The organism is Williamwhitmania sp. (genome assembly GCA_035529935.1).
Taxonomy (GTDB): Bacteria; Bacteroidota; Bacteroidia; order Bacteroidales; family Williamwhitmaniaceae; genus Williamwhitmania.
In genome coordinates this window covers 57588-82148 of record DATKVT010000169.1, presented here as the reverse complement: position 1 = coordinate 82148, position 24561 = coordinate 57588, and the positions used below count along the sequence as shown (strand labels likewise).

20 protein-coding genes are annotated in these 24561 nt (G+C 40.6%); 18 read left to right on the top strand and 2 right to left on the bottom strand.

Annotated features, from left to right (window positions below; genetic code table 11):
• Positions 1–48: 48 nt before the first annotated feature.
• Complete coding sequence (locus tag VMW01_12930) at positions 49–2667, bottom strand: AsmA-like C-terminal region-containing protein (GenBank protein HUW07156.1); 2619 nt, start codon at positions 2665–2667, stop codon at positions 49–51.
• 44 nt (positions 2668–2711) lie between these two features.
• Between VMW01_12930 and VMW01_12925 the strand changes: the two genes are divergently transcribed.
• From VMW01_12925 to atpG, 10 genes are all read left to right on the top strand, one after another.
• Positions 2712–4952 carry a tetratricopeptide repeat protein gene (locus VMW01_12925; protein ID HUW07155.1) on the top strand — a complete coding sequence of 747 codons (2241 nt, stop codon included), beginning with the start codon at positions 2712–2714 and terminating at the stop codon, positions 4950–4952.
• 128 nt (positions 4953–5080) lie between these two features.
• Entirely contained in the window at positions 5081–6085 is a 1005-nt protein-coding gene (locus tag VMW01_12920; GenBank protein HUW07154.1) for a two-component regulator propeller domain-containing protein, read from the top strand.
• A gap of 385 nt (positions 6086–6470) precedes the next feature.
• On the top strand, positions 6471–7199 hold the full coding sequence (locus tag VMW01_12915) for a rhomboid family intramembrane serine protease (protein HUW07153.1): 729 nt from the start codon (positions 6471–6473) through the stop codon (positions 7197–7199).
• A 70-nt stretch (positions 7200–7269) separates the two neighbouring features.
• Positions 7270–7677 (top strand): polymer-forming cytoskeletal protein, encoded by a 408-nt coding sequence (locus VMW01_12910; GenBank protein ID HUW07152.1) that lies wholly within the window; start codon positions 7270–7272, stop codon positions 7675–7677.
• 845 nt (positions 7678–8522) lie between these two features.
• Positions 8523–9302, top strand: coding sequence for a F0F1 ATP synthase subunit A (gene atpB / locus VMW01_12905; GenBank protein ID HUW07151.1), 780 nt, complete (start codon positions 8523–8525; stop codon positions 9300–9302).
• Positions 9303–9326: 24 nt separating this feature from the next.
• The gene (atpE, locus tag VMW01_12900) at positions 9327–9587 is read left to right on the top strand and encodes an ATP synthase F0 subunit C (GenBank protein HUW07150.1); all 261 of its coding nucleotides are present in this window, start codon (positions 9327–9329) and stop codon (positions 9585–9587) included.
• A gap of 18 nt (positions 9588–9605) precedes the next feature.
• Positions 9606–10100 carry a F0F1 ATP synthase subunit B gene (atpF, locus tag VMW01_12895; protein HUW07149.1) on the top strand — a complete coding sequence of 165 codons (495 nt, stop codon included), beginning with the start codon at positions 9606–9608 and terminating at the stop codon, positions 10098–10100.
• Positions 10101–10105: 5 nt separating this feature from the next.
• Positions 10106–10648: an ATP synthase F1 subunit delta gene (atpH, locus tag VMW01_12890; GenBank protein ID HUW07148.1), complete on the top strand. Its 543-nt coding sequence runs from the start codon at positions 10106–10108 to the stop codon at positions 10646–10648.
• A gap of 26 nt (positions 10649–10674) precedes the next feature.
• On the top strand, positions 10675–12258 hold the full coding sequence (atpA, locus tag VMW01_12885) for a F0F1 ATP synthase subunit alpha (protein HUW07147.1): 1584 nt from the start codon (positions 10675–10677) through the stop codon (positions 12256–12258).
• 10 nt (positions 12259–12268) lie between these two features.
• Positions 12269–13147: an ATP synthase F1 subunit gamma gene (gene atpG, locus VMW01_12880; GenBank protein ID HUW07146.1), complete on the top strand. Its 879-nt coding sequence runs from the start codon at positions 12269–12271 to the stop codon at positions 13145–13147.
• Positions 13148–13207: 60 nt separating this feature from the next.
• On the opposite strand, the gene VMW01_12875 is transcribed toward atpG, so the two are convergent.
• Complete coding sequence (locus VMW01_12875; protein ID HUW07145.1) at positions 13208–14953, bottom strand: Na/Pi cotransporter family protein; 1746 nt, start codon at positions 14951–14953, stop codon at positions 13208–13210.
• A gap of 190 nt (positions 14954–15143) precedes the next feature.
• On the opposite strand from VMW01_12875, the gene VMW01_12870 reads away from it, so the two are divergent.
• From VMW01_12870 to VMW01_12835, 8 genes are all read left to right on the top strand, one after another.
• Positions 15144–17537 (top strand): efflux RND transporter permease subunit, encoded by a 2394-nt coding sequence (locus VMW01_12870; protein ID HUW07144.1) that lies wholly within the window; start codon positions 15144–15146, stop codon positions 17535–17537.
• 11 nt (positions 17538–17548) lie between these two features.
• The gene (locus VMW01_12865; GenBank protein ID HUW07143.1) at positions 17549–18523 is read left to right on the top strand and encodes a polyprenyl synthetase family protein; all 975 of its coding nucleotides are present in this window, start codon (positions 17549–17551) and stop codon (positions 18521–18523) included.
• Between the two features lie 85 nt (positions 18524–18608).
• Complete coding sequence (atpD, locus tag VMW01_12860) at positions 18609–20111, top strand: F0F1 ATP synthase subunit beta (GenBank protein HUW07142.1); 1503 nt, start codon at positions 18609–18611, stop codon at positions 20109–20111.
• 11 nt (positions 20112–20122) lie between these two features.
• Positions 20123–20377 (top strand): ATP synthase F1 subunit epsilon, encoded by a 255-nt coding sequence (atpC, locus tag VMW01_12855; GenBank protein HUW07141.1) that lies wholly within the window; start codon positions 20123–20125, stop codon positions 20375–20377.
• A 9-nt stretch (positions 20378–20386) separates the two neighbouring features.
• Positions 20387–21118: a hypothetical protein gene (locus VMW01_12850; GenBank protein ID HUW07140.1), complete on the top strand. Its 732-nt coding sequence runs from the start codon at positions 20387–20389 to the stop codon at positions 21116–21118.
• Positions 21119–21123: 5 nt separating this feature from the next.
• On the top strand, positions 21124–22110 hold the full coding sequence (locus tag VMW01_12845) for a glycosyltransferase family 9 protein (protein HUW07139.1): 987 nt from the start codon (positions 21124–21126) through the stop codon (positions 22108–22110).
• 143 nt (positions 22111–22253) lie between these two features.
• A complete protein-coding gene (locus VMW01_12840; GenBank protein HUW07138.1) occupies positions 22254–23513 on the top strand; it encodes a peptidase U32 family protein in 1260 nt (419 codons plus the stop codon).
• A gap of 49 nt (positions 23514–23562) precedes the next feature.
• Complete coding sequence (locus VMW01_12835; GenBank protein HUW07137.1) at positions 23563–24489, top strand: YitT family protein; 927 nt, start codon at positions 23563–23565, stop codon at positions 24487–24489.
• Positions 24490–24561 lie beyond the last annotated feature (72 nt).

Here is a 24561-nt window from a genome sequence, read left to right as displayed (position 1 = left end):
AAAAACAATAACGAAAATAATCCCCACATATTATCATCCGGTGCAAGTTTAGTCCCAGTCAATTTTAAACCCGGAATTTTTCTTTAGGGGAGCAGCTTGCGAGGTATCGCTTTCCACATTTTGATTTGGGTTGGTTATCTCCTCTTTGATCACAAATTTGCTGTTCTTCTTGCTTTGTGACTCTTGTTTAGTAGTCTTTTTATTGGACTTGAAAATATTAATAAGTTCAGCCCCTTCGTCCTTCAGCTTGTTGCTGAGCAATTCTATTGCCATTTTCTTGTCGTAGACAACTTTGTAGCTGTCGATATTTCCAAAAAGCCTTAAATAAACGGAACCACCACTCGTTTCTTTTTGCTCAACAATTCCTAAGTCTGGACGAAAAGTGGACGATTCCTTTTTTTTACGCCACAGCACGTCGCTCAGCCTAAGTTGTAGCCGGTAATCAAAGGTGCCCCTAAGTTCGTGCGTGCCAGAAACACTCAGGTTGAGGGCACTATTTTCAACATACATTTTTGGAATTGTAATTATTCCTTTATCAATGTGAATGGCGTTTGTAAGCTTTTGAAATTTTATGGTCTCCAATTCCTTTAGGCTAATAAATTTAGATAGTTTTTTTAGCGGTTCAAAATGTTTCAAAACACCATTCTCAATAGCTAAATTGGTTATGCAGTGAAGGCTGTCGTTAAGCAAGGTACCCTTTTGCATTTCCCCCAACAGATGAAAATCAAGCGTGATCTTTCCCGAAATGTTTTCAGATGTTATAAACTTTTGGTTAAAATTGTTGAAGGCGTTAAAGAGACTATCGATATCAACCTTTTCGATATTCCCCTCAATAGATATAGGAGTAGTTTTCGCCTTTAGCCTATTTACAAGTGAAAAATTTATTTGTCCACCAAACGAATTCAGCGATGTGTTAGCAATGGAAAATAACTCTCCTGGAATATAGGTTAAGGTTCCTCGAGCATTATCACCCCTAAGTCGGTAAATAATAAAATTGTTGGCAAAAAAGTCCAGCTTTATCTGTCCAATTTTCAGGGGGGTTCCCAATGTGTCTTCGACGGGTATTGTGTTGTTGTTGTCCTGGCTAATTCCCCACGATGGGAGGTCAAGGTTGAGTAGCGGACTTTTCACACTTCCTATAATTTCAATCGGCGAGCGGTTTGTCGAAGATAGAAAGGATTGTTTCCAGTGTGGTATAATTCCGTCAAGGTTAAGCTTGCCTAAATCACCGTCAATGCTTAGATTTTTAAACGATAGAGTATCTCCAATTTCCAATCGGCCAGAAATATCATGCAGATTAAAATGATTTAATTGGAGATTTAGTTTATTAAGATCTATTGATCCTTTTATATTCAGATCAGAATATACTACTTTACTAATTAATAAATTATCTGATATTAATGAAAGTGAAAAATTAATATTGTCTCCTGAAAAATTAGGCGAGTTAATATGAAGTATACGCGCTAGGATGGCGGGTGAAATATCTCCCTGAGAAGTTATGGTAACCGTTTTAGTTGGAGGAATAATAGAGAACTTCCCAATAATAGACTTTCCATTTAAGTTGAAAATTAGGTCATCACAAGTAATCTTCAGCGGATGAATAATATTGTGATTAATTTTACCTTCAAAATAGGCATTGTAAGATATATTATTAATCGTTAAATCGTTGCTAATGTTAATGATGCCACCATGTATTTCCCAATTGGCAACAAAATGAAGATCGGTGAGGCCGGGTCCGAAAATATTTCCGTTGAAGGTTATCTTTTGCTGCCCGAGGGTGCCGATACTTAGCTTGTTTATTCCGACCAAGCGTTGGATAAATTTCGGATCTGTTTTTTGCACTATGAACTGAAACTTACCTCTGTTTTTACCTTCTTTGTTTTGAACAGTAAGAGTTCCACGTGCCTCTATTTTGGTCGTTATGACGGTTATATTTTTCAGCGATATACCTTGAAGATACACATACTCGCCGGTGAGTTTTATTTTTGCCGAGTTGTCAATTGCCTGATCTATAAAACCTGAATCAACGTGACAATCAGTTATGCCGATGGTTGCATTTCCCCGAATTCTGTCACTTAGCACGTCTCCGTGGAAGTTGAGTTTATCAACAAAAATGACTTTTTTTGCTTCGTCCCCCGTTCTCCAATATCGTAGAGCGAGTGATTTTACATATATGCTTCTTATGCTAAAAGGGGTGTTGGAAATGGACAGCTTGCTTTTCCATATTTTAATCGAGGGCGCCGAGCCGTTTGCGTTTTCGATATAGTTTGCACTTCCTGTTTTGAGATCGATACTACGAATTGAAACCGTTCCTTTTAGCAGCGAAAGGATATTTATATTCAGGTAAATTTTATTGACACTTATTAGAGTATCGGGGTGAGAAACGTCAGGATAATAGGCTACAAAATCACTTAGTATTGCTGAGGCATTGGGAAAGTTTTCAATTAGTGAAAATTTTATATTGGCCACATTAACTGGAATCGCAATTTCATTCTTGATATTGTTGGTTACCCAGATGATAACTCTTTGTTGAAAAATTGCACCAAGCAAGATAAGTATGGTAATAAATGCAATTATTGAAGGAATTGCCCATTTGAGAATATTCTGAAACGCTCGCCAGGTAGAAGCAGGCAGCATCCTTAACGAAAACTGTTTATTTTCACGCATTGGACTGTAAAAGTTATTATCTTGCAAGTTGTGTAAAATCACCCATGAAAATCACTACAAAACTAATTATCTATACTATTTTTTGCACTTTTTATTTAGGTGTAGGTAGATTGTATTCGGCGGAACCCATTAAAGAGATTGATTCTCTCTATATGCAGCTTTCGCTTTCGCCCAACGATGATAGCACAAAGGTGCAACTTCTTCTCAAAATTTCTGAAAAACTTATTAAGACACCACAGCAATTTGGTGATGTACGTCTCTATCTGCAAGAGGCTATTAATACTGCAAAAAAAATTAAAAACCCCGTTCTCACAGCGTATGCTTATGATCTTTATGGCGTTTACTACCGTGATATTTCAAGTTACGATAATGCTTTGGATTTTCATAATAAAGCATTGGAAATAGCTGAACGGCTTCAGGATAAACACCTTTTAGCAAAAATTTACAATAATATTGGAGTTGTATATCGTCGAATGGATGAATTTTCATTAGGCGCTTTTTACCACCACAAAGCACTCAACTATGCTGAAGAGGTCGGTGATCAGTATAGTATTTCTATTTCGTTAAATAGCCTTGGAAACATTTACAACCTTAACAAGAACTACGAGGGTGCCCTAGAAATGTTTGTTCGAGCATTGAAAATCGCCAAAAGTGAAAATAACCAACTTGGTATTGCAATAAACCTGAATAATATAGGTGAGGTATATGAATATAAGGGTGATCAAAAATCCGCACGTTCCTACTATTTTGAATCTTTAAAGATAAATAAGAGCATTAACAGCCTAAAAGGCTTGGCTATATGTTACAATGGTGTTGGAAATACATACTTTAACGTTGGTGACTACCTTACTGCACTCGATTATTATCAAAAAGCACTGTCCATTGACAAAATTTTGAGCGATAAGAAGTTTATAGCGGATAGCTACATTAACATTGGCAAAGCAAAACTTGCCCTTGGGTACCTCGATCAGGCATCTCTTTCTCTGTTTGAGGGACAGAGAAAGGCTCGTGATATTGGCGCGAAGTGGGAATTGCAGCAGGTCTACCAGTTGTTGTCGGTGCTAGAAGAAAAACGCCAAGACCCAGTCAAAGCGCTACGCTATTTTCACACGGCAATGTTTTATAAGGATTCAATCCTCAACGAAAAAGCGCAAAGGAGTATAACGCTGCTTCAAACACTTTATAAAACAGAGAAGGCAGAAAAGGAAAATCAGCTCTTACGGAAAAATCAGGAAATTCAGGACAAGGAGATAAAGCGCCAGGGGGTTATTACAGTTAGTCTGATTGTTGGAATTGTTATGGCGCTTCTTCTTGTCACGTTGGTCTATAATGCCTTCAGAATCAAACGACGTGCTGCACTTAGGCTGCAAGGACAAAAGCAGGAGATAGAAGAAATCAACCTTGCGCTCAGTATGCAGAAAGAGGAAACTCTTGCACAAAAGGAGGAGATTGAAAAGCAAAGGAACAGTATCAGTCAGAAAAACAAGCACCTTGAGGAGGCGTATCGTATAATTGAGGACTACATAAACAAGATTACCGATAGTATAAAATATGCTGAGCAAATACAAAAGGCAATTCTTCCTCCGGCCAAGGTAATCACCGAACTATTCAAGCAGTCGTTTATATACCTTAAACCCAAAGATATCGTATCCGGAGACTTTTATTGGTTTGGTCGGCGTGATAATAAAATTCTTTTTGCGGTAGCTGACTGCACAGGCCATGGCGTACCTGGTGCATTTATGAGTATTGTTGGCTATGACCTGATTAATCGTGCCGTGAATGAAAATGGCATTACTCGGCCGGCTGACATTTTGGAATACCTGAATGACCAAATACGTGTTTCATTACGGAAGGATGAAGAGGACCTTGTTCTTAAGGATGGAATGGATATTGCTTTTTGTTCGCTCGACACCACAACCTTAATGCTCGAATATAGTGGCGCATTAAGCCCCCTTGTTTATATAAGAGACGGGAAAACATTTGAGATCAAACCGGATTCTTGTTCAATTGGCATTTCTATCAGAAAACTGAATAGACACTTCACGAGTCATCAGGTTCAGCTGAAATCGAATGATATCATTTACCTTTTTTCCGATGGCTTTATCGACCAGTTTGGCGGGGCGAATAGAAAAAAATTTATGCGTCAAAACTTCGTAAACACATTGCTCGATATTAGTAATTCTAAGATTTATGATCAACCAGCATTACTCGAGGATGTTTTTCTACAATGGAAAGGTAGCAACGAGCAGATAGACGATATATTAGTGGTTGGTATAAAACTGTAGGTATGTATCGCTTTTACCTTCTTACTTTATTTTTATTTTCTTTCAGATCAGGGTTTGCTCAGAATTTATTTAAACCAGAAACCGCCTTTAAATTTCTCGTATTTTCTGCTTGTGAAACTACCGACTCCGTGCTCTGGTTTGCAACAGGCGATGGATATGGCCAAGGAGGGGTCGTAATGGAGAAGGGTAGCGAGGTAAAGTTTTTCACAACGGACGATGGTTTACCGGTGGCTACATATCAAAAAGTAATGGTAGCCACGGATGGATCTATTTGGGTGGGTGGCATTTCATCTCAACAATCCAATGCCATTGTTCTCGCAAACTATAGGCATTCAAAATGGACAACCTGGTCGATAAAAAACTACTCTGCATTTCCAGTTATAAACAAGATTTGCGAAATTCCGAAAAATGAAATATGGGTGGCAACCTTTGGCGGAATATTGCAGAAAAACGATACCGGCTGGACTACAATTGGTGAAAATTATGGCTTGCCCGACATTAAGATTAATGATATTTTGGTAGATAGAGACAGTCGAATTTGGATCGCCACCGAATCGGGAATTTGTCAGTACTCCGAAGGACGATTTCATGGGTTTGAAGATGCTTATATAATACCGGAGGCGACTATCCTGTATGAAGATACCCGCAACTACATTTGGGCTGGTGGAAAATTTGACAACCAAGGTATTAGTGTTTATGATGGCCTAAAGTGGCACACCTATACCATGAATGATGGTTTAGTTGACAACTGCGTTGGGACAATTGTGGAGGATTATCTTGGCCGAATGTGGTTTGGCGGTTATTACGATAATCAATCTGGCGGAATAACAATGTTGAACAATGGGCAATTTCATACTTATTCTTTCCCTGAAATTGGAAAGTATTCTGTTGATTGTTTGCTTGCCGATAGGTTCGGCGGAATTTGGTGTGGTGGAAGTTTAAAGGAAAGGAGCCGACTTGGGCTATCGTATTACAAACTAGGCAAATGGCATAAGTTTGGGATGAAGGAGGGAATAACCAATGACCGTGTATTCTACTTGTTTGAAGATGCTGAAGGTACTCTATGGGTTTCTACAATTAAAGGAGTATTCACTGGCGATATAAATTTAATTAACAAGTCATTGACGAATTAACTTAATGTAATTGTTCAGAATAATTAACATATTTATTTGGCTAGTAAAAAAAAGTATTCGGTTCGAATGTTGTGGTATTTAGCGCGGTACTTTTTTTAACGATTTGTTATTTACCCTGTTACAAAAACGGAGTTTGGTGGTTAGAAAACATGTTCTTGATTGAAATATAGCTTGTAACAATTGCAAGCTATTTGTTCTTTTGCGCTTTTTTATGAATTTAAAAATGAATATAATGCAGACCCCAAAGGAGAAATCTCTTAGGCTTTGATTTCACCTTCAATTAATTAATAATAGTGGCTTAGGGTATCTGTTTTTAAGAAGAGAAACAATGTCGAGGTAATGAAAATAAACTGTTTGTTGATCGTAGCAGAAAGATTGCATACATATGGATAATTCTCCTAAGCGATTATTGTTAAGTTCAGTAATCCCATTTATGTTCATCTTTTCATTTTTTTTGATTTTTATATTGGAGCAAAACGGTCTTTTTGTTGGCTACAAGTTTGGCATATTGCCACGAGATCTGCATGGTGCAATTGGAATTTTAACTTCTCCATTTATTCATGCAAGCTGGAGCCATCTTGCTTCCAATAGCATTGCATTTTTTGTTTTGCTTACGGGGGTATTCTATTTCTACAAGGATCTTGGTATTATAGTGTTGGTCGGCTGTTGGCTTGCTGGAGGAGCCTTAACTTGGTTTTATGGTAGAGAAGCATACCACGTTGGGGCATCTGGAGTGGTATATGGCTTAGCGTCGTTTCTTTTCTTTAGTGGGCTGATTCGGCAGAATGTTCGACTACTGGCAGTTTCACTCATTGTCGTGCTTGAGTATGGCGGTATGGTTTGGGGGTTGTTGCCCATTTTTCCTGAAATTTCGTGGGAAGGCCACTTGTTTGGAGGTGCAGCTGGATTTGTTCTTGCCTTTATTTTGAGAAATAAGGGACCGGAATTTCCCAGAAATGTTTGGCTTGATGATGTTGACGAAGGTGATGCAGACGATATGGAATCGCCAAATATGAGTGACGAAGACGAAAAAATAGAGGGTGAAGGGAAACTAACAAGCCATTCATTCGTAGATATCGCTTGGGTTTACCTCTTTCTGCAAGTTACCTCGTAATTTTTATTATTAGGTACCGTTCAATTTTTTTATATTTGTCACGATTAAAAGACTCATTAATTTCATTGCTATGGCTAAGTACAACGAAACAGAAACAATCTCTGCAAACATCAACTTAATTGGTGGTGGAACTGAAATAACAGGAGACATCAATTCAAACGGTGATCTTCGAATTGATGGCATTCTGACTGGGAACATAACAACAAAAGGGAAAGTTGTAGTGGGCGAAACAGGACGTATTAAAGGAGAAATTTCTTGCAAGAATGCTGATGTATCCGGGTCGGTTGAGGGCAAGATTTCTGTTGTCGACCTTCTTGCACTTAAATCTTCAAGTCGTGTTATTGGAGATATTACAACAGGGAAATTTTCAGTGGAACCCGGCTCAAGGTTTACTGGATACTGTAATATGACCGACACCGATGTTGCTCAAAATATCTTTACAGGGGAAATATCCAAAAAAGAAAATGACACTATGTAGGGTGTCACAATTTCATAAGCGGGTGAGGCATTAATGCCTCACCCGCTTATCTTGTTACTCATGCACCCAATATTCTTTTTTAAAAGATGAGCAGAATTTTCTTCTAACCATAATATAGAAATGAAGAAACAATTTTTTTCGGGTCAGGATTATAAACTCTTTATGTTCGTTGGAGCGATAGCGCTTGCGGCTATTGTTATTTTTGTTTTTATTTCACCTCGCTCATATTTTACATTCTTTCCCTTTCTCCTGTTTTTGTTTTCCGCCTATTCTTTTATTAGCCAACGGGTTCTTGGCAAAGCCATGAGCGGTCACCCTAGCCTTTTTTTAAATAGATTTCTCCTTTTCAGCACATTGAAAATGTTTCTAATGATTCTACTTATGGCAACTTACGTTTTTCTGATAAAAGTTCAAGCAGTACCATTTCTTATCTCTCTGTCAATTTTGTATTTAGCTTTTCTAATCTTTGACATTTTCATATTACTTCAAAAATCGGAGGCACATACCAAGAAAAAGAATTAAATTTCGCCCAAAAAAATATCGTGATTGGTTTTAAGAAACTATTAGGAACACTTACCTTCTTGGCCCTTTTCGTGCCAGCGATGTGTCAAGAAAACGGAACTGAATCCACAAAAAAATTCCTGCCGGGTGATTTTGTGATGGAGCACATTCAGGATTCGTACCAATGGCATATTACCGACATTGGTAGTAAAAAAATAACCATTCCGCTACCAATCATGCTTTACTCAAAACATAGCGGATTTTGTTTTTTTCTCTCATCGCAACTTCATTCTGGAAAATACGGAAGCTTTCACATCAGCGAAAAGGGGGTGTACCAAGGAAAGTTGGTTGAATCAGTAGTTGGTGCTAATGGTGCCACCAAAGAGTCGAGACCCCTCGATTTTTCGATTTCAAAGAACGTGGTATCCCTATTCGTTATTTCGGCGATAATGCTTGTGGTATTTTTAACCATTGCTAACCGGTATAAAAAAAATCCAGATACAGCACCGCATGGGATACAGAATCTTTTTGAACCAATCATAATCTTTGTTCGCGATGAAATAGCAATCCCTTCAATCGGTGTGGAAAGATATAATAAGTTCATGCCATTGCTGTTAACAGTATTCTTCTTTATTTGGTTTTCAAATCTTTTAGGAATTATACCTGTATTTCCAGGTGGTGCAAACGTGACGGGAAATATTGCAATAACAATGGTTTTGGCTGTGCTTATTTTTATTATTACCACAATAAGCACCAATAAGGATTACTGGGTAGAAATTTTCAACAATCCGGAAATCCCTTGGTTTTTAAAATATCCAATTCCATTGATGCCATTAGTTGAAATTACAAGCGTATTCACAAAGCCAATCATCTTGATGATTCGTTTATTTGCAAATATTCTGGCTGGACATATGGTGGCAATTGTTTTCTTTTCACTTATCTTCATTTTTGGGCAAATGTCAGCAGTGGCAGGGTACGGTTTTTCTGTTTTCACTATAGCATTTACCGTATTTATGACTTTGCTGGAGTTGCTTGTTGCTTTTATTCAAGCGTATGTGTTTACAATGCTTTCCGCTATCTATTTTGGTATGGCTAAAGTAGAGTTGAGGCATCACAATAAATAGTTTAACCTAAAAAAAATAACGAACATGGTAACATTAGGCATTATTCTTCAGGCAGCCTCTACAGGTATTGGTTTAGCAAAGTTGGGTGGCGCAATAGGTGCTGGTCTGGCTGCTGTTGGTGCAGGTATCGGAATCGGACTAATTGGTGGTTCTGCTCTTGAGGCTATTGCCCGTCAACCAGAAGCAATTGGGGATATTCGTTCGAACATGATTCTTGGTGCCGCGTTGGTTGAGGGTGTATCTTTCTTCGCCATTATTATTTCATTTTTAGCGCTCATTCTCTAAAAGGTAAACAGTCGTAATATGGGACTACTAATACCCGACTTCAGCTTGATTTTTTGGATGGTATTGTCTTTTGCAATTGTTTACTTTATCCTCCAAAAATATGCTTGGCCAAGCGTTCTTCGTGCCCTAACGAGCAGGGAGGAAACCATAAAGCATTCCCTTGAATCGGCACAAAAAGCAAGGGAAGAGTTTGGTCGGTTGCAAAAGGAAGGAAGTCTTGTTTTGACCAACGCTCGTGCTCAGCAGGAGGAAATAATGAAAGAAGCTCGCGTGCTAAAAGAAAATATTATTGGGGAGGCTCGTTCAGCGGCTCAAGAGGAGACGCGAAAGCAGATGGAGCTTGCCAAAATTATGATTCAGCAAGAAAAGGAGAAGGCGATGGCTGATTTAAAGCGCCAAGCGGCCCTTCTTTCTATTGATATTGCCGAGCAACTTTTAAAAAAGGAACTTGCAAATAACACCGAGCAGGAAAAACTGATCAACGAGCTGCTGAAAGACATTAAGCTAAGCTGACAAAAATGAACCAAAGTCGTCTTTTTGTAAAATACGCTCGTGCTCTGCATGAGTATTCTGTTGACCAACATGCAACCGATGTGGTGTATGGCGATATGGTAAAAGTTTATTCAGTGCTAAATGCAACCCCTGAACTACAGGAACTCTTTAGTTCTCCCGTTATCTTTCCCTCAATGAAATCTGGCATTGTTGAGAAAATCTTTACGGGGAAAGTTTCAATGGTGTCACTTCGATTTTTGAAGTTTCTTGTGGAGAAAAAACGGGAGGTCTTTCTGAAAAACATATTGATTTCCTACTTTTTAATTTATCGAAAATCCGCAGGAATTGTGAAAGTAGCGTTTTCCTCTGCGGTGGTGATGGACGAAGAGGAGCGCAAAAGTATTATCATCAATTTAAAGAAGTTGCTGGTTGGCACAGTTGAGCTGGACTTTATAACAAAGCCTGAATTAATTGGTGGTTTTACTCTTGCCCTGAACGATATTATGTTAGATGCAAGTATTGCAACCAAGTTGAAGCGTCTGAAAAATAGGATACTTGAGGCAAACTAGAGTAATTAATTTAACAAAAAAGCAATATGGCCGATATTAAGCCAGGGGAAATAGCCGAAATCCTTAAAATGGAGTTAGCCGGTTTAAAGGCAGATAGCCAATTTGAGGAAATTGGAAGAGTGCTGCAGGTGGGTGATGGCATTGCTCGTCTCTATGGGCTGACCAACGTGCGATCAAATGAGCTCATTGAGTTTGAAAATGGTATTATGGGTATCGTTCTTAACCTCGAAGAAGACAATATTGGGGTTGTGCTGCTGGGTTCTTCCGAAGAAATCAAGGAGGGCTTTACTGCAAAAGGAACCGGTCGAATCGCCTCTATTCATGTGGGAGAAGGATTGCTCGGACGTGTGGTAAATACCATCGGCCAACCCATAGATGGGAAAGGACCAATTGCCGGAAAGCTCTACGAAATGCCGCTAGAGCGTAAGGCCCCGGGTGTTATTTTTAGACAACCGGTGAATGAGCCTCTGCAAACAGGCTTGATTGCAATCGATGCCATGTTCCCAATTGGGCGGGGGCAGCGCGAACTTATTATTGGGGACCGGCAAACAGGCAAGACCACAATTGCCATTGATACTATTTTAAATCAGAGGCAATACTTTGAAAATGGCGACCCTGTTTACTGCATCTACGTTGCAATAGGTCAAAAAAACAGCACCGTTGTTAACATCGTAAAAACTCTTGAGGAGCATGACGCCTTAAAGTATACTATTATTGTTGCTGCTCCGGCCTCTGATCCCGCGGCATTGCAGTTCTATGCCCCATTTGCGGGTGCTGCAATTGGCGAGTTTTTTAGAGACTCAGGTCTACACGCACTGGTTGTTTATGATGATCTTTCTAAGCAGGCTGTTGCTTATCGTGAAGTTTCGTTACTACTCCGTCGTCCTCCCGGACGTGAGGCATACCCTGGCGATATCTTTTATTTACATAGCCGCCTTCTCGAGCGGTCAGCAAAAATAATTAAATCTGATGATATCGCCATCCAGATGAATGACTTACCAGAATCAATTCGTCGGATGGTTAAGGGCGGAGGATCACTTACGGCATTACCCATTATTGAAACACAGGCTGGTGACGTTTCTGCCTACATTCCAACAAATGTAATCTCCATTACCGACGGCCAGATTTTTCTTGAGTCAAATCTTTTTAATGCAGGAATCAGACCGGCAATTAATGTTGGAATCTCTGTTTCTCGAGTTGGCGGAAACGCCCAGTTGAAATCGATGAAAAAAATTGCTGGCACCTTAAAACTCGACCAGGCACAATACAGAGAGCTGGAGGCCTTTTCGAAGTTTGGCAGTGACCTTGACCCCGGAACAAAGGCAATTTTGGATAAAGGGGCTAAAAATGTTGAAATTCTAAAGCAAGGGCTTCACGCTACAATGCCAGTTGGAAAGCAGATTGCTATTATTTTCTGCGGTACAAAGGGGCTATTGAAGGATGTGCCCGCCGAACGAGTGAAGGAGTTCGAGTTGTCACTTTTTGAGTTGCTTGATTCAAAATATAACGATTCGGTGCTCGCACCCTTACAAAGCGGTATTATAAACGACGACCTTGCCAAAATATTGACAGACGTTGCTACAGATGTTGCTAAACGATTTTCTAAATAATTGATGAAGGATGCCATCTCTAAAGGAGATCAGAAGTAGAATTACGTCGGTTACTTCCACAAAAAAGATAACCAGCGCTATGAAAATGGTGTCCGCAGCCAAGCTAAAAAAGGCACAGGATTCCATCTTTAGAATTCGGCCTTACAGCACTAAGCTGTTCGATATGGTTTCGAATTTGGCGGCAGACAAGGAGATTGTGCAGAATATTCCCCTTGCCAAAACGCCTGTCAAACTTTCGAATGTGACGCTTGTGATATTTACTGCCAACGGAAGCCTTTGTGGAACATTCAATGCCAATGCCATAAAATTGGCAGAGAAGATCATGGCCGAATACAAAACAAGCAATGCGGGGATTGGCGTAAATCTTATTGTTTTAGGTCGGCATGGGCACGAGCACTTTGTAAAAAAGGGAATTAATGTTTCTGGACCTTACCGGTCATTGGTTGACAAGCCAAACAGGGAAGTACTTTCCGTTTTAGCAGATGGGTTAATTTCATCTTTTTCATTGGAAAAAACTCAGCGTGTTGAGTTGATTTACAACAAGTTTATCAGCGCTGGAATACAGCAGCCTTGCAGGGAATTAATACTACCATTTACTGCAAAGGTGAATGAAAATTCTAAGTTCATGCCAAAGTATATTCTAGAACCTGACATGGCGGGACTTTTGGAAGAAATTATTCCCCAAGCAATAAAGGTAAAGCTCTTTAGCGCCCTACTTGAGTCGGTTGCTTCTGAGCATGGCGCAAGAACTACAGCAATGCATATTGCAACCGAGAATGCAACAGACCTGATAAAACAACTTAGTTTGCAGTATAATAAGGCTCGTCAAGCAGCAATTACAAATGAAATTTCAGAGATTACCACTGGAGCTGAAGCACTAAAGAATTAATTGCCCTAAAATTGGGATAGCGAAGCCCGTTGAGGAAAAGTCTTCAGCGGGCTTTGTATGTTAATTATCTTGTTCGTTAGGTATGTGCTTATTTTGGGGCTTCGATTCATAAGGGATTGGCTTTATGGAGAAAATGTCCTCTGAGACATTGATTATGTAGTCGGCCAATTTTTCGCTTTCAGAGAAAAGATCGTTGTAAACTACACCCGCAAGATATTTGTACTTATTGCTTTCAACGTTTTGTATATGTTCTTCCCGTAGCATATTTCTCTTCAAGTTAATCTGTTGCTCTATTCCGTTTGCTTTATCAAGCGAGATTTTACCATAGCCGAGCTCTAAGTTTTCAAGCATTACTGCAAATGCCTCATCCACCCTATCGAACATTCCATTAATGTTGTTGCGCAGCTCCTGCGGAAACCAGATATTGTTTTGCCTTTTTCGGTCAAGGGTCTTGGCTAAGTTGTAGGCCGAGTCAGCAATGCTTTCCATGTTGCTGATCACCTTTAGCATGGCATGAATACGCTTTGCCCCCTCTTCGCTTAAATCCCCCTCGGCAACCTGCGTAAGATATGTGGCAATTTCAAGTTCAACTCTATCACTTATCTCCTCATACTTAATTATTCTGTTAAGTATTTGTTCAAATTTTTTCCCATTAGTTTCCTTAAACAGCTCTCTTACAAAAGAGAACATCTTGTTGGTTCTTCTAGCATAGGTGATAATCTCCTTTTTTGCCTGAAGAAGAGATAGTTCTGATGTTGAAAGTAATCCAATTTCCAAATGTTTGAGTCTGAAATTTTCTTCTTCATCTTCCTTTGCTGGGACCATTTTAGTAACCACCATTACTATTAGTCCAGTAAAATTCACCAAAAGCAACGTGTTGGTGATATTAAAAACAGTATGGAAAAGGGATAGCGCTATTGGAATTGACGCAATTGAAATAAATGGCGATGATGCTCCAGCTGAGGTGAGAATGAACGAAATGAACTTTAAAAATGGATGAAATAGTGCAATTACCCAAACTACACCAAAAACATTGAAGATGAAGTGGGATCTTGCGGCGCGCTTAGCTGAAACATTGGCCACCATGGCTGCAATATTTGCCGTTATTGTGGTTCCAATATTTTCGCCCAGCACCATTGCGGCCGCACTTTCAAAGGAAATCCAACCGTTTGAACACATAACAAGGGTAAGCGCCATCGTTGCACTTGATGATTGAATGATAATGGTGAGCAGGGTACCAATGGCCACAAAAATTATGGTGGAGAGTAATCCTAGGTTAGTATAGTTTTTAATGAACTCAAGAATTTGGGGATTGTCGTTTATGCTAGGAACGGAATCTTTTAGATAGCCCAATCCAATGAAGAGGAGCGCAAAACCGGTAATAAGTTCACCAGTAAATTTATAACGATGAACCTTCGAAAACAGAAGCGGAAAGCTGATTCCAATAAGTGGTAGTGCTATATGGCTAATGTCAATTTGAAAACCGAGAATTGAAATAATCCATGCGGTTACTGTGGTTCCGATGTTGGCCCCCATTATTACGCCAACAGACTGTGTAAGAGACATTAAACCGGCATTGACGAAACTTACGACCATTACTGTGGTAGCAGAAGATGATTGGATTACAGCCGTTACCATAACCCCTGTAAGTATGCGTGTTGCCTTATTCGTGGTCATGGCGGCAAGAATATTCCGCATCTTGTCTCCTGCCACTTTTTGCAATGATTCACTCATCAGCTTCATTCCAAATAGGAATAAGCCCAAGGAGCCAACAAGTGTTAAAAAACTAAAAAAAGCATTACTCATTACTCGTTCTTTTCAAGTGAAGCAGACAAATGTAAAACAAATTGTTGCACTGTGAAAGTACAAACTTTTGGGGCAGGTTTCTACATTCCTTTTTTAGTGGTGGATCAAAACAGCAGGAGAATTTTTGTTACTTTACTATCTTTGCCTTCTTCAAGTAAATAAGAAACCATATTCTTAAATGTCACTTCTGATGTTTCGAATTATTGCTAGGTTGATCCTGAAGAACCGGCCTGTTGTTATTGTTATTATTTCCTTAATTACGCTGGTGATGGGATATAAGGCAACCCAGCTTAAAATGCTTTATGAACCGGCCTCACTTCTGCCAGCTGACGATAGCGTTCAGGTAAACTACGATCGGTTTACTAAGAAGTTTGGCGCTGGTGGCAACGCTATCTTTATTGGTATTACCGACAACAAATTTTTTACTTATAAGCATTATTGTTATTGGCGCGACTTACAACATTCCCTCAAGACGATAACGGGAGTTAAAGAGGCTTTTTCAATTTACGACATTTATACCCTCAAGAAAAATACTGAGCCAAAAAAGTTTCAGCTGACCAAAATTGTACAGGTTGGCATTGAAGACCAGCAACAACTTGATAGCATAAAGCAGGTTATATACACCTTGCCATTTTATAAGGGATTTCTCTATAACGACACCGCCTCTACTTTCATCATGATGGTTTCGTTGGATAAGGAAATTCTCCAAAGTGCCCAACGCGTCACCCTTCTCGATAGCATTATGGGGACGATTAACCACTACGAGCGTCAAACTGGTTTGACAGCCCACGTTTCAGGCCTTCCATACATTCGAGTTACCATGGCGGAGATGGTTAAGTCGGAAATGTTTTTTTTCATTTTTCTTGCCATAGCAGTAACAGCACTGATTCTTTACCTGTTTTTTCGATCGTTTAAGGTCGTCCTATTCTCTCTTGTTGTTGTTGGTGTTTCTGTAATTTGGGCAATGGGCACCTTGGCGTTTTTTGGTTATCCGGTAACAATTCTTACTGCAGTAATTCCGCCGTTGATAATTGTAATTGGCATCCCCAACTGTGTCTTTCTTCTAAATAAATATCACCAAGAATACCGTTACCACGGAAATAAGATCAAGGCGCTACAGCGTGTAATTCAAAAAGTTGGTAGCGCTGCTTTTATGACAAATTTAACAACGGCCGCGGGTTTTGGAACTTTTGTTATTGCTGGAACACAAATATTGCGGGAGTTCGGACTAGTTGCCTCTGTTAATATTCTGGGCGTTTTTATCGTTTCCATAACCCTTATTCCTGTCATTTTCAGCTTTCTCCCACCACCCACCGACAAGCACCTTAAGCATCTCGAAAACAGGTATATGCGAAGGGTAACCAAGTTTATTGTGGACATTACTTTCTATCATCGAAAAGTTATTTTTGGCATCGCTGCTTTTTTAATTCTGGTCGGCATCATTGGGCTATCAATGGTTAAGAGCAATGGATACATGGTTGATGATGTACCCCATAACTCCAAGGTTTACCGTGATCTAAAATTTTTTGAGTCAAACTTCTCTGGTTTGATGCCCTTTGAAATTCTGATAGATGCTCAACGACCCAAGGGTTTAATGCAATACGAGAATCTAAAGCATATAAATGAGCTCCAGAACAAGTTGAAACGCTACCCTGAACTTTCCAAGCCTCTTTCAATTGTTGAGGCAGTGACGTTTGCTCGGCAAGGATACTTTAACGGACAGGCCTCGGCGTATCGATTTCCAATTTCTATGGAGGTGGGTTTTATTATGTCCTATTTACCTAGGGGGGAATCGGACAATGCAATATTTAACAACTTTGTTGACTCCTCTGGCCGGTATGCGCGCATTATGTATAATGTTGCCGACGTTGGAACCCAGAAGATGAACGTCCTTCTCGATAGTATTTCGCAAAATATTCACGACGTTTATGGCGCTAAATCATCGTTAGTTTCCATAACGGGTGGCAGCGTGGTAAACGCCAAGGGGAGTGAATACCTCGTCCACAATTTAATATCGAGTTTAATTCTAGCCGTACTGCTTATTGTGGTCTTTATGGCGGGCATGTTTCGTTCAACTAAAATGGTCCTTTTTGCACTGCTGTCAAACTTAATTCCTCTGCTGTTAACGGCCGCGCTTATGGGTTATTTGGGTATATCGCTGAAACCGTCTACCGTTCTAGTTTTTAGCATTGCTTTTGGAATTTCAGTGGATAACTCCATTCACTTTTTAGCAAAGTATAAACAGGAAATGCTGCTTTCCGGAAATAATATTGGAGAATCGGTAAGGTTTGCCATTCGGGAGACGGGCGTGAGCATGCTTTATACCTCCATAATTCTTTTCTTTGGCTTTGGAATTTTTGCGGCTAGCAGCTTTGGTGGTACCGTGGCACTCGGCGTTCTAATTTCATTTACCCTGCTAATTGCTATGTTTAGTAATCTCATTGTGTTGCCAACGCTATTGCTTACCTTAGAAAAGATAAGGAAAAAACAATTCTTCAGCGATCCCCTTATTTCCATATACGATGAGGAGCTGGATATCGAGCTCAGCGAACTTAAGATTAAGGATGATGTTGATAACCAATAAACTGTTTACGCATGTATTCATTTGAGGATCTGCAGAAAATTGCCGAAAAAGGCCTCTTGGGGTTAGAGCTTGACCGTGAACCTTCTGAACTTTTTGCTCCAATTAGGTATTTGCTTTCCGCTGGAGGGAAACGCATTCGCCCTATTATTACCTTAATGGCTTGCAATATTTTTAACGACAATGTTCAGGGCGCTGTTGAGCCGGCCTTGGCGTTGGAGCTGTTTCATAATTTCACCTTAATTCATGATGATATTATGGATGGTGCCGACATGCGTCGAGGCCAAGATACTGTTCACCGGAAATGGGATACAAATACGGCAATTCTTTCTGGCGATGCATTAATGGTTGTTGCCTATGAAATGCTTCAAAAGTCGGATAAAAACTTTATTGCCAAGCTGCTTCCTGTTTTTAACAAGGTAGCATTGGAGGTATGCCAAGGGCAACAGCTGGACATGAATTTTGAGAAGGAGACCTACGTTACCGAGGACGAATATATTCGAATGGTTGAGTTGAAAACCGCTGCACTCCTTGCCGGTTGCTGCTCCATCGGTTCCATTTGTGGCGGCGCGAGCGAAACAGACCAGGAGCTGATGAAAAACTTTGGGCTTAATCTTGGTATTGCGTTTCAACTTCAGGACGACTTGCTTGACTCGTTTGGCGATACTCATGTTTTTGGGAAAAAGATTGGAGGTGATATTGTCGCAAACAAGAAAACCATATTGCTAATTAATGCGCTGCGACTGGCAAGAGGAAGTCAGCACGATCTCCTAAACAGCTATTTAAACATTACGGAAATTGAACCAGAGAAAAAAATAAGTGGTATATTATCCATTTACAAAGAGCTAAAGGTAGACTACCTGGCGGAAGAGTTAATTGATAAACACTTCACCCTTAGCTTTGACAACCTAAGGCGCATTAACACATCAGACGGGAGAATCGCTGTATTAGAAAATTTGGCAAATAAAATGATGGCAAGGAATAGCTAAAAAGCAAGATCGTTTAACCATTGGTTGTTTTTTGTGCTAATTTTGCCACACAGAATTTATTTTTTTTCCAATAATGCATGATAGTATGGAAAATAAGCAAGGGAAAATTATTCAGGTGATTGGTCCTGTCGTTGATGTCGTTTTCGACAAGGGCTCAGAAGAACTTCCCAGTATTCATGATGCAATCAAAATTATTCGTGAAGATGGACGTGCATTAATTGTAGAATGCCAGCAGCATATTGGCGAAAATGCCGTTCGATGTATTGCGATGGATTCCACCGATGGTCTAAAAAGAGGAATGGAGGCGCTGGGTCTTGGTTCGTCCATTAGTATGCCCGTTGGTGATCAAGTAAAGGGGCGCTTGCTGAATGTGATCGGAGAAGCGATTGATGGTATTGGCCCGTTGTCTTACAAAAATTCCTACCCAATACATCGAGAGCCGCCTTCTTATGAGCACCTTTCAACAAAAAATGAAATTCTATATACTGGAATAAAGGTTATTGACCTGCTTGAGCCGTATCCTAAAGGTGGAAAAATTGGCCTTTTTGGTGGCGCAGGTGTTGGGAAAACAGTGCTTATCATGGAGCTCATCAACAATATTGCAAAGAAGCATGATGGAATATCCGTTTTTGCTGGTGTTGGCGAGCGAACCCGCGAGGGCAATGACCTACTCCGCGAGATGATTGAGTCAGGTGTTATTCGTTACGGTGACGAGTTTAGGCACAGCATGGAGCAAGGCGGATGGGATCTTTCGAAAGTTGATCGAGATGAGCTACAAAAATCACAAGCGACCTTGGTTTTTGGGCAGATGAATGAGCCACCCGGAGCTCGTGCTACCGTTGCACTCTCTGGGCTTACTATCGCTGAGTCGTATCGCGATGGTGGTGGCGAGGGTGGTGGTAAGGATATTCTATTCTTTATCGACAATATCTTTAGGTTTACCCAAGCTGGTTCGGAGGTTTCTGCCCTCATGGGACGCATGCCTTCTGCCGTGGGTTATCAGCCAACGTTGGCGACAGAGATGGGGGGAATGCAAGAGCGAATTACTTCCACAACAAAGGGATCTATTACGTCAGTTCAGGCAGTGTATGTGCCAGCTGATGATTTAACTGACCCCGCTCCAGCAACCACCTTTAGTCACCTCGACGCAACCACCGTCCTCAATCGGAAAATTTCGGAGCAGGGTATTTATCCTGCCGTTGATCCGCTCGATTCCACTTCTAGAATTCTATCTCCGGAAGTGGTTGGAGAGGTTCACTACAATACTGCGCAACGAGTAAAAAGGCTCCTTCAGCGCTATCGTGAGTTGCAAGATATTATCGCTATTCTTGGCATGGAAGAACTTTCAGATGAGGACAAGTTGGTGGTGCACAGAGCACGGCGCGTGCAACGATTCCTTTCCCAACCATTTCATGTGGCTGAAGCATATTCTGGATTTAAGGGTGTGTTGGTTTCAATTGAAGAGACCATTCGTGGTTTCAACATGATTATGGATGGCGATGTAGACGATTTGCCTGAAAACGCTTTTAGCTTCGTTGGAACAATTGATGAGGCCATTGAAAAAGCAAAAAAAATGCGTGCTGAATAAATACTAAAGGAATGATTGTTGAGCTAGTTTCACCCGAAAAAGTTTATTTCTCTGGAGAATGTAAAATGGTTAGAGTCCCTGGGAAAAAGGGCTCTTTTTCAATGCTCGACAACCATGCTCCTTTAATTTCTTCGTTGGAAAGCGGCGTAGTAAAAATCACCATGAAGAATGAGGATTTTTTGCTATTCGACGTGGAGTCTGGTTTTGTTGAGGTAGTCAATAGCAAAGTAACTATTTGTGGAGAGAAGGTTACCGTAGTTCCATAGGTTAATAGCATGGTTAAAAGGTTGCTTAGTTTTTGTTTCCTGTTTTTGCTTGTAGCCGCTTCTTACGCTCAGCAGAAGGTGACTTACAACGCAGCTGATGGTTTGCAAGTAACTGCCGACCTCTATTTGGGGAAGCCGAACTCACCCATAATAATTCTGCTACACCAAGCCGGTTCAAGTAGAGGCGAGTATCGTGCAATTGCACCAAAGTTGGTTAACCTTGGCTACAGTTGCCTTGCCGTTGATTTACGATCTGGGGGGGAGGAAAACTTTGTTGTGAATGAAACCGCAGAAAGGGCAAAAGAGGAAAAACTCTCCCAAAATTACCTAGATGCTATTCCTGATATACTTGCCTCTATTGACTACGCTAGAGCGCTTGTTCGAAAACCTGTAATTTTATTTGGCTCAAGTTATAGCGCATCTCTTAGCCTTATTATAGCTTCTGAATCAGTTAAGGTAGGTGGTGTAATAGCCTGTTCGCCAGGAGAATATTTTGGAGACACAACCTATGTACAATCTCGAATTAAACTTCCCAAAAAAAATGTTTTTATTACCGGGACGCAGCTCGAAATTCCCTATATAAAACGCATGGTATCGTCCATTCCTCAGGCAAATCTGGTTATTAATGGACCAGGGAATTTTCGGGGTTGCCACGGTGCTAAAACTTTTTGGGAGTCGAGCCCGGAGAGCAAAGATATGTGGTTAGCACTAACCCTCTTTTTCAATAGACTACCCAAGTAAGGTATATGCCGAAATTTTTAATCATTCGCTTTAGTTCAATCGGCGATATTGTGCTTACGACTCCTGTTGTAAGGGCCATTAAGAATAGATTTCCGAATTCAGAGGTTCACTTTGTTACTAAGAGAGCCTTTGTTGACCTCGTTCGGCATAATCCTTATATAGATAAAGTTTTCCAGCTAGATGAAAGCCTATCACACCTTGCTAACGCACTTCGCAGTGAAAAGTATACCCATATCATAGACTTGCACCATAATCTTCGAACAACCATACTGAAACTTAAGCTGATTGGTGTTAAATCCTTTACATTTAGTAAACTTAATTTTAGAAAATGGATTTACATAAGAACGAAATGGCAAGTTATGCCCGCTGTTCATATTGTTGATCGATACCTAAAATCCGTTGATTCGCTCGATGTTCATAACGATGGGCTTGGACTTGACTTTTTTTTGCCTCCGGACTTAAAGAGTCCGTTCGATGTGATGCCAACCATTTTTCATAACGGTTATATTGCAATTGTTGTAGGCGCCAAGCATTTTACCAAGCGAATACCGCAACATCGAATTGTAGAGTTGTGCTCATCAATAAAAACACCCATTGTTCTTCTGGGCGGTCCGGAAGATGAAACACTTGGGAATGCGGTTGCTTTAGAGTCCGGACCTCATGTAATTAGTGCCTGCGGCAAGTTGTCATTGATGGAGAGCGCTGCGGCAATAAAGGATGCACGCTTGGTTATTACCTCCGATACTGGTCTAATGCACATTGCAGCCGCATATAAACGAAACGTAATCTCATTGTGGGGGAACACGACACCTGAGCTGGGGATGTATCCTTACCGCAGCGGCGATAGAAGTCAAATTTTTGAGGTTTCTGGATTATCGTGCCGACCTTGCTCAAAAATTGGATACGATAAATGCCCCAAGGGTCACTTTCGGTGCATGGAGAATATTGACTATTCTGCTATTATTGACCTAGTGCACAAGCTCACCAATTGATATTCATCTTTTCTCGCTTACTTCATTATTAATGGTGGCGTTTCTTTCCACCACAGCACCCTGCATGTGTGTTTTACAACATTCGGTGTGCTTTTAAAATGAAAATAGCACGAAATGAGTAATTTTGCCCAAAATTCTGTGGAATGTTATTTCAAAGGAACGATATAGAGTTGATGGCACCAGTGGGTAACAGGGAGTGCTTGCTGGCAGCCATCCAGGGGGGGGCCAATTCAGTTTATTTTGGCGCCGATGTGCTAAACATGAGGTCACGTTCGGCCAATAATTTTTCGCTGGACGAGTTGCCTGAAATTGTTCAGATTTGTCGGGAGCATTGCGTGAGGTCTTATTTGACTGTTAACACTATTGTATACGAACAGGAGCTTGCGTTGATGAAGGAGGTGGTAGACGCCGCTGCTTCTGCTGGCGTTTCTGCTGTTATTGTGAGCGACCAGTCGGCCATTTCCTACGCTCGCCAAAAGGGGGTTGAGGTACATATTTCAACCCAGCTAAGCATTAGCAATTCTGAATCGTTAAGATTTTATTCTGACTGGGCAGATGTGGCGGTGCTAGCCCGGGAGATGAATCTAACCCAGGTGGCTGAAATTTCACGACAAATTTCACTTCAAAATATTACTGGTCCTTCAGGACGGCAAATTAAGATTGAAATGTTTGCCCATGGAGCGTTATGCATGGCCATTTCTGGCAAGTGCTACATGAGCCTTCATGAGAAAAACTCATCGGCCAACCGGGGCGCCTGTCAGCAAACCTGTCGAAAGGCTTACACCGTAACGGAAAAGGAAAGTGGATATCAACTTGAAATAGATAATGAGTATATAATGTCTCCTAAGGACTTATGTACAATAGGTTTTATTGATAAGATGATTGCTTCGGGTGTAAGTGTTTTGAAAATTGAGGGTCGTGCTCGATCTGCCGATTATGTAAAAACGGTGGTTCGCTGTTACGACGAGGCGATTATAGCCGTGGCTGACGGTACATTTGGCAAGGTGAAAGTTGATGGTTGGATGGTTCGTCTTAGCCGAGTTTTTAATAGAGGATTTTGGGATGGCTACTATCTTGGCCAAAAGTTGGGAGAGTGGAATGATGCCTATGGATCTAAGGCTACAACACGAAAGGTATATGTTGCTCGAGTGGTAAATTACTTTTCTAATATTGGTGTTGCTGAGCTGTTGGTAGAAAGCGACTACTTTAAAAGAGGCGATGATTTTGTCATTATTGGTCCAACAACCGGGGTTGTTGAAGGAGTGGCAATGGAGATACACGGAAATAATGGTCCAGTGGAGGCGGCCGCCAAAGGAGATGTTTTTTCTGTTAAAGTGTCCACGCCCGTACGTCGTGCAGATCGTTTATATAAGCTGGTTGAGGTAGAACAGGGTAACGTTTAAGCAGCTTGTTGTTTTTGATTTAAGTAAAAAAATTAATAACTAACTTTATATGACATACGTTACAAAGGAGAAGCTTTTCTCTAAGCGATGGTTTAAGGCATATGGCCTTATTGTATTGGGTTGCTTCATAATGTCAGTGGGTTTCAACTACTTTATTTCTCCCCACCACATTGTTCCTGGAGGTGTTTACGGTATTGGTATTGCGGTGAATTACCTCACTGCAGGAATGTTTCCAGATCTTGGTGCAGAAAATGGTGGGTTCCCCATCGGCACCTTGGGCTTTTTATTAAATATTCCGCTTACTATTATAGGAATTAGGGTGCTTGGACCAAAGTTTGGCGTTAAAACTATTGTGGGTTTTGTGCTTTGCATGGTATTTATGGACTACAGTTGGCTTACAGTACGTCCACTCATTGCCAACAGCGATGTTGACCCACTTCTGTCGAGTATCTTTGGAGGCATTCTTATCGGCTTTGGACTTGGGCTTATTTTTAAATCAAAGGCTACCTCTGGTGGTTCTGATATCATTGCAATGATACTGGAGAAGTATACCAAAATGCCGCTCGGACAACTCCTTATGACGGTGGATTCAATCATTGTAATATTTGGCCTCGCTGTCTTCCGCGACTGGAGAATTCCACTCTATTCATGGATTACCATTTTTGTTACGGGGAAAGTTATAGACACCGTTTTGGCTGGTATTAGTGCAGAAAAGTGTATGCTAATAGTCTCAGACAAGCACGAAGAGATTCGCGAAAAAATTCTTTTTGACATTAATCGTGGTGGCACCTATATACCCGGTGTTGGGCTATACAAAAAGGAGGAGAAAAAAATTATTTACACGGTTGTCAACCGACGGGAGTTGTCAATGCTAACCGATTATATTCGAGAGGTCGATAACGCGGCATTTATTACCGTACTTGATGCAACGGAAATATTAGGGAATGGGTTTAAACCGCTTCAGGAATTAGCCTAAGCAAATTGGGCTCCACCATCAACACACAAAAGTTAATCACCATGCAAGAGCGCTTTATTGGTGATTGGCGCA

Coding starts and splice junctions, on each gene's coding strand:
- atpA (HUW07147.1), top strand. CDS start 10,675: ATGGCCGATATTAAGCCAGGGGAAATAGCCGAAATCCTTAAAATGGAG.
- atpD (HUW07142.1), top strand. CDS start 18,609: ATGGAAAATAAGCAAGGGAAAATTATTCAGGTGATTGGTCCTGTCGTT.
- VMW01_12930 (HUW07156.1), bottom strand. CDS start 2,667: ATGCGTGAAAATAAACAGTTTTCGTTAAGGATGCTGCCTGCTTCTACC.
- VMW01_12915 (HUW07153.1), top strand. CDS start 6,471: ATGGATAATTCTCCTAAGCGATTATTGTTAAGTTCAGTAATCCCATTT.
- VMW01_12865 (HUW07143.1), top strand. CDS start 17,549: ATGTATTCATTTGAGGATCTGCAGAAAATTGCCGAAAAAGGCCTCTTG.
- VMW01_12875 (HUW07145.1), bottom strand. CDS start 14,953: ATGAGTAATGCTTTTTTTAGTTTTTTAACACTTGTTGGCTCCTTGGGC.
- VMW01_12870 (HUW07144.1), top strand. CDS start 15,144: ATGTTTCGAATTATTGCTAGGTTGATCCTGAAGAACCGGCCTGTTGTT.
- VMW01_12845 (HUW07139.1), top strand. CDS start 21,124: ATGCCGAAATTTTTAATCATTCGCTTTAGTTCAATCGGCGATATTGTG.
- VMW01_12835 (HUW07137.1), top strand. CDS start 23,563: ATGACATACGTTACAAAGGAGAAGCTTTTCTCTAAGCGATGGTTTAAG.
- atpC (HUW07141.1), top strand. CDS start 20,123: ATGATTGTTGAGCTAGTTTCACCCGAAAAAGTTTATTTCTCTGGAGAA.
- VMW01_12840 (HUW07138.1), top strand. CDS start 22,254: ATGTTATTTCAAAGGAACGATATAGAGTTGATGGCACCAGTGGGTAAC.
- atpF (HUW07149.1), top strand. CDS start 9,606: ATGGGACTACTAATACCCGACTTCAGCTTGATTTTTTGGATGGTATTG.
- VMW01_12850 (HUW07140.1), top strand. CDS start 20,387: ATGGTTAAAAGGTTGCTTAGTTTTTGTTTCCTGTTTTTGCTTGTAGCC.
- VMW01_12910 (HUW07152.1), top strand. CDS start 7,270: ATGGCTAAGTACAACGAAACAGAAACAATCTCTGCAAACATCAACTTA.
- atpE (HUW07150.1), top strand. CDS start 9,327: ATGGTAACATTAGGCATTATTCTTCAGGCAGCCTCTACAGGTATTGGT.
- atpH (HUW07148.1), top strand. CDS start 10,106: ATGAACCAAAGTCGTCTTTTTGTAAAATACGCTCGTGCTCTGCATGAG.
- atpG (HUW07146.1), top strand. CDS start 12,269: ATGCCATCTCTAAAGGAGATCAGAAGTAGAATTACGTCGGTTACTTCC.
- VMW01_12925 (HUW07155.1), top strand. CDS start 2,712: ATGAAAATCACTACAAAACTAATTATCTATACTATTTTTTGCACTTTT.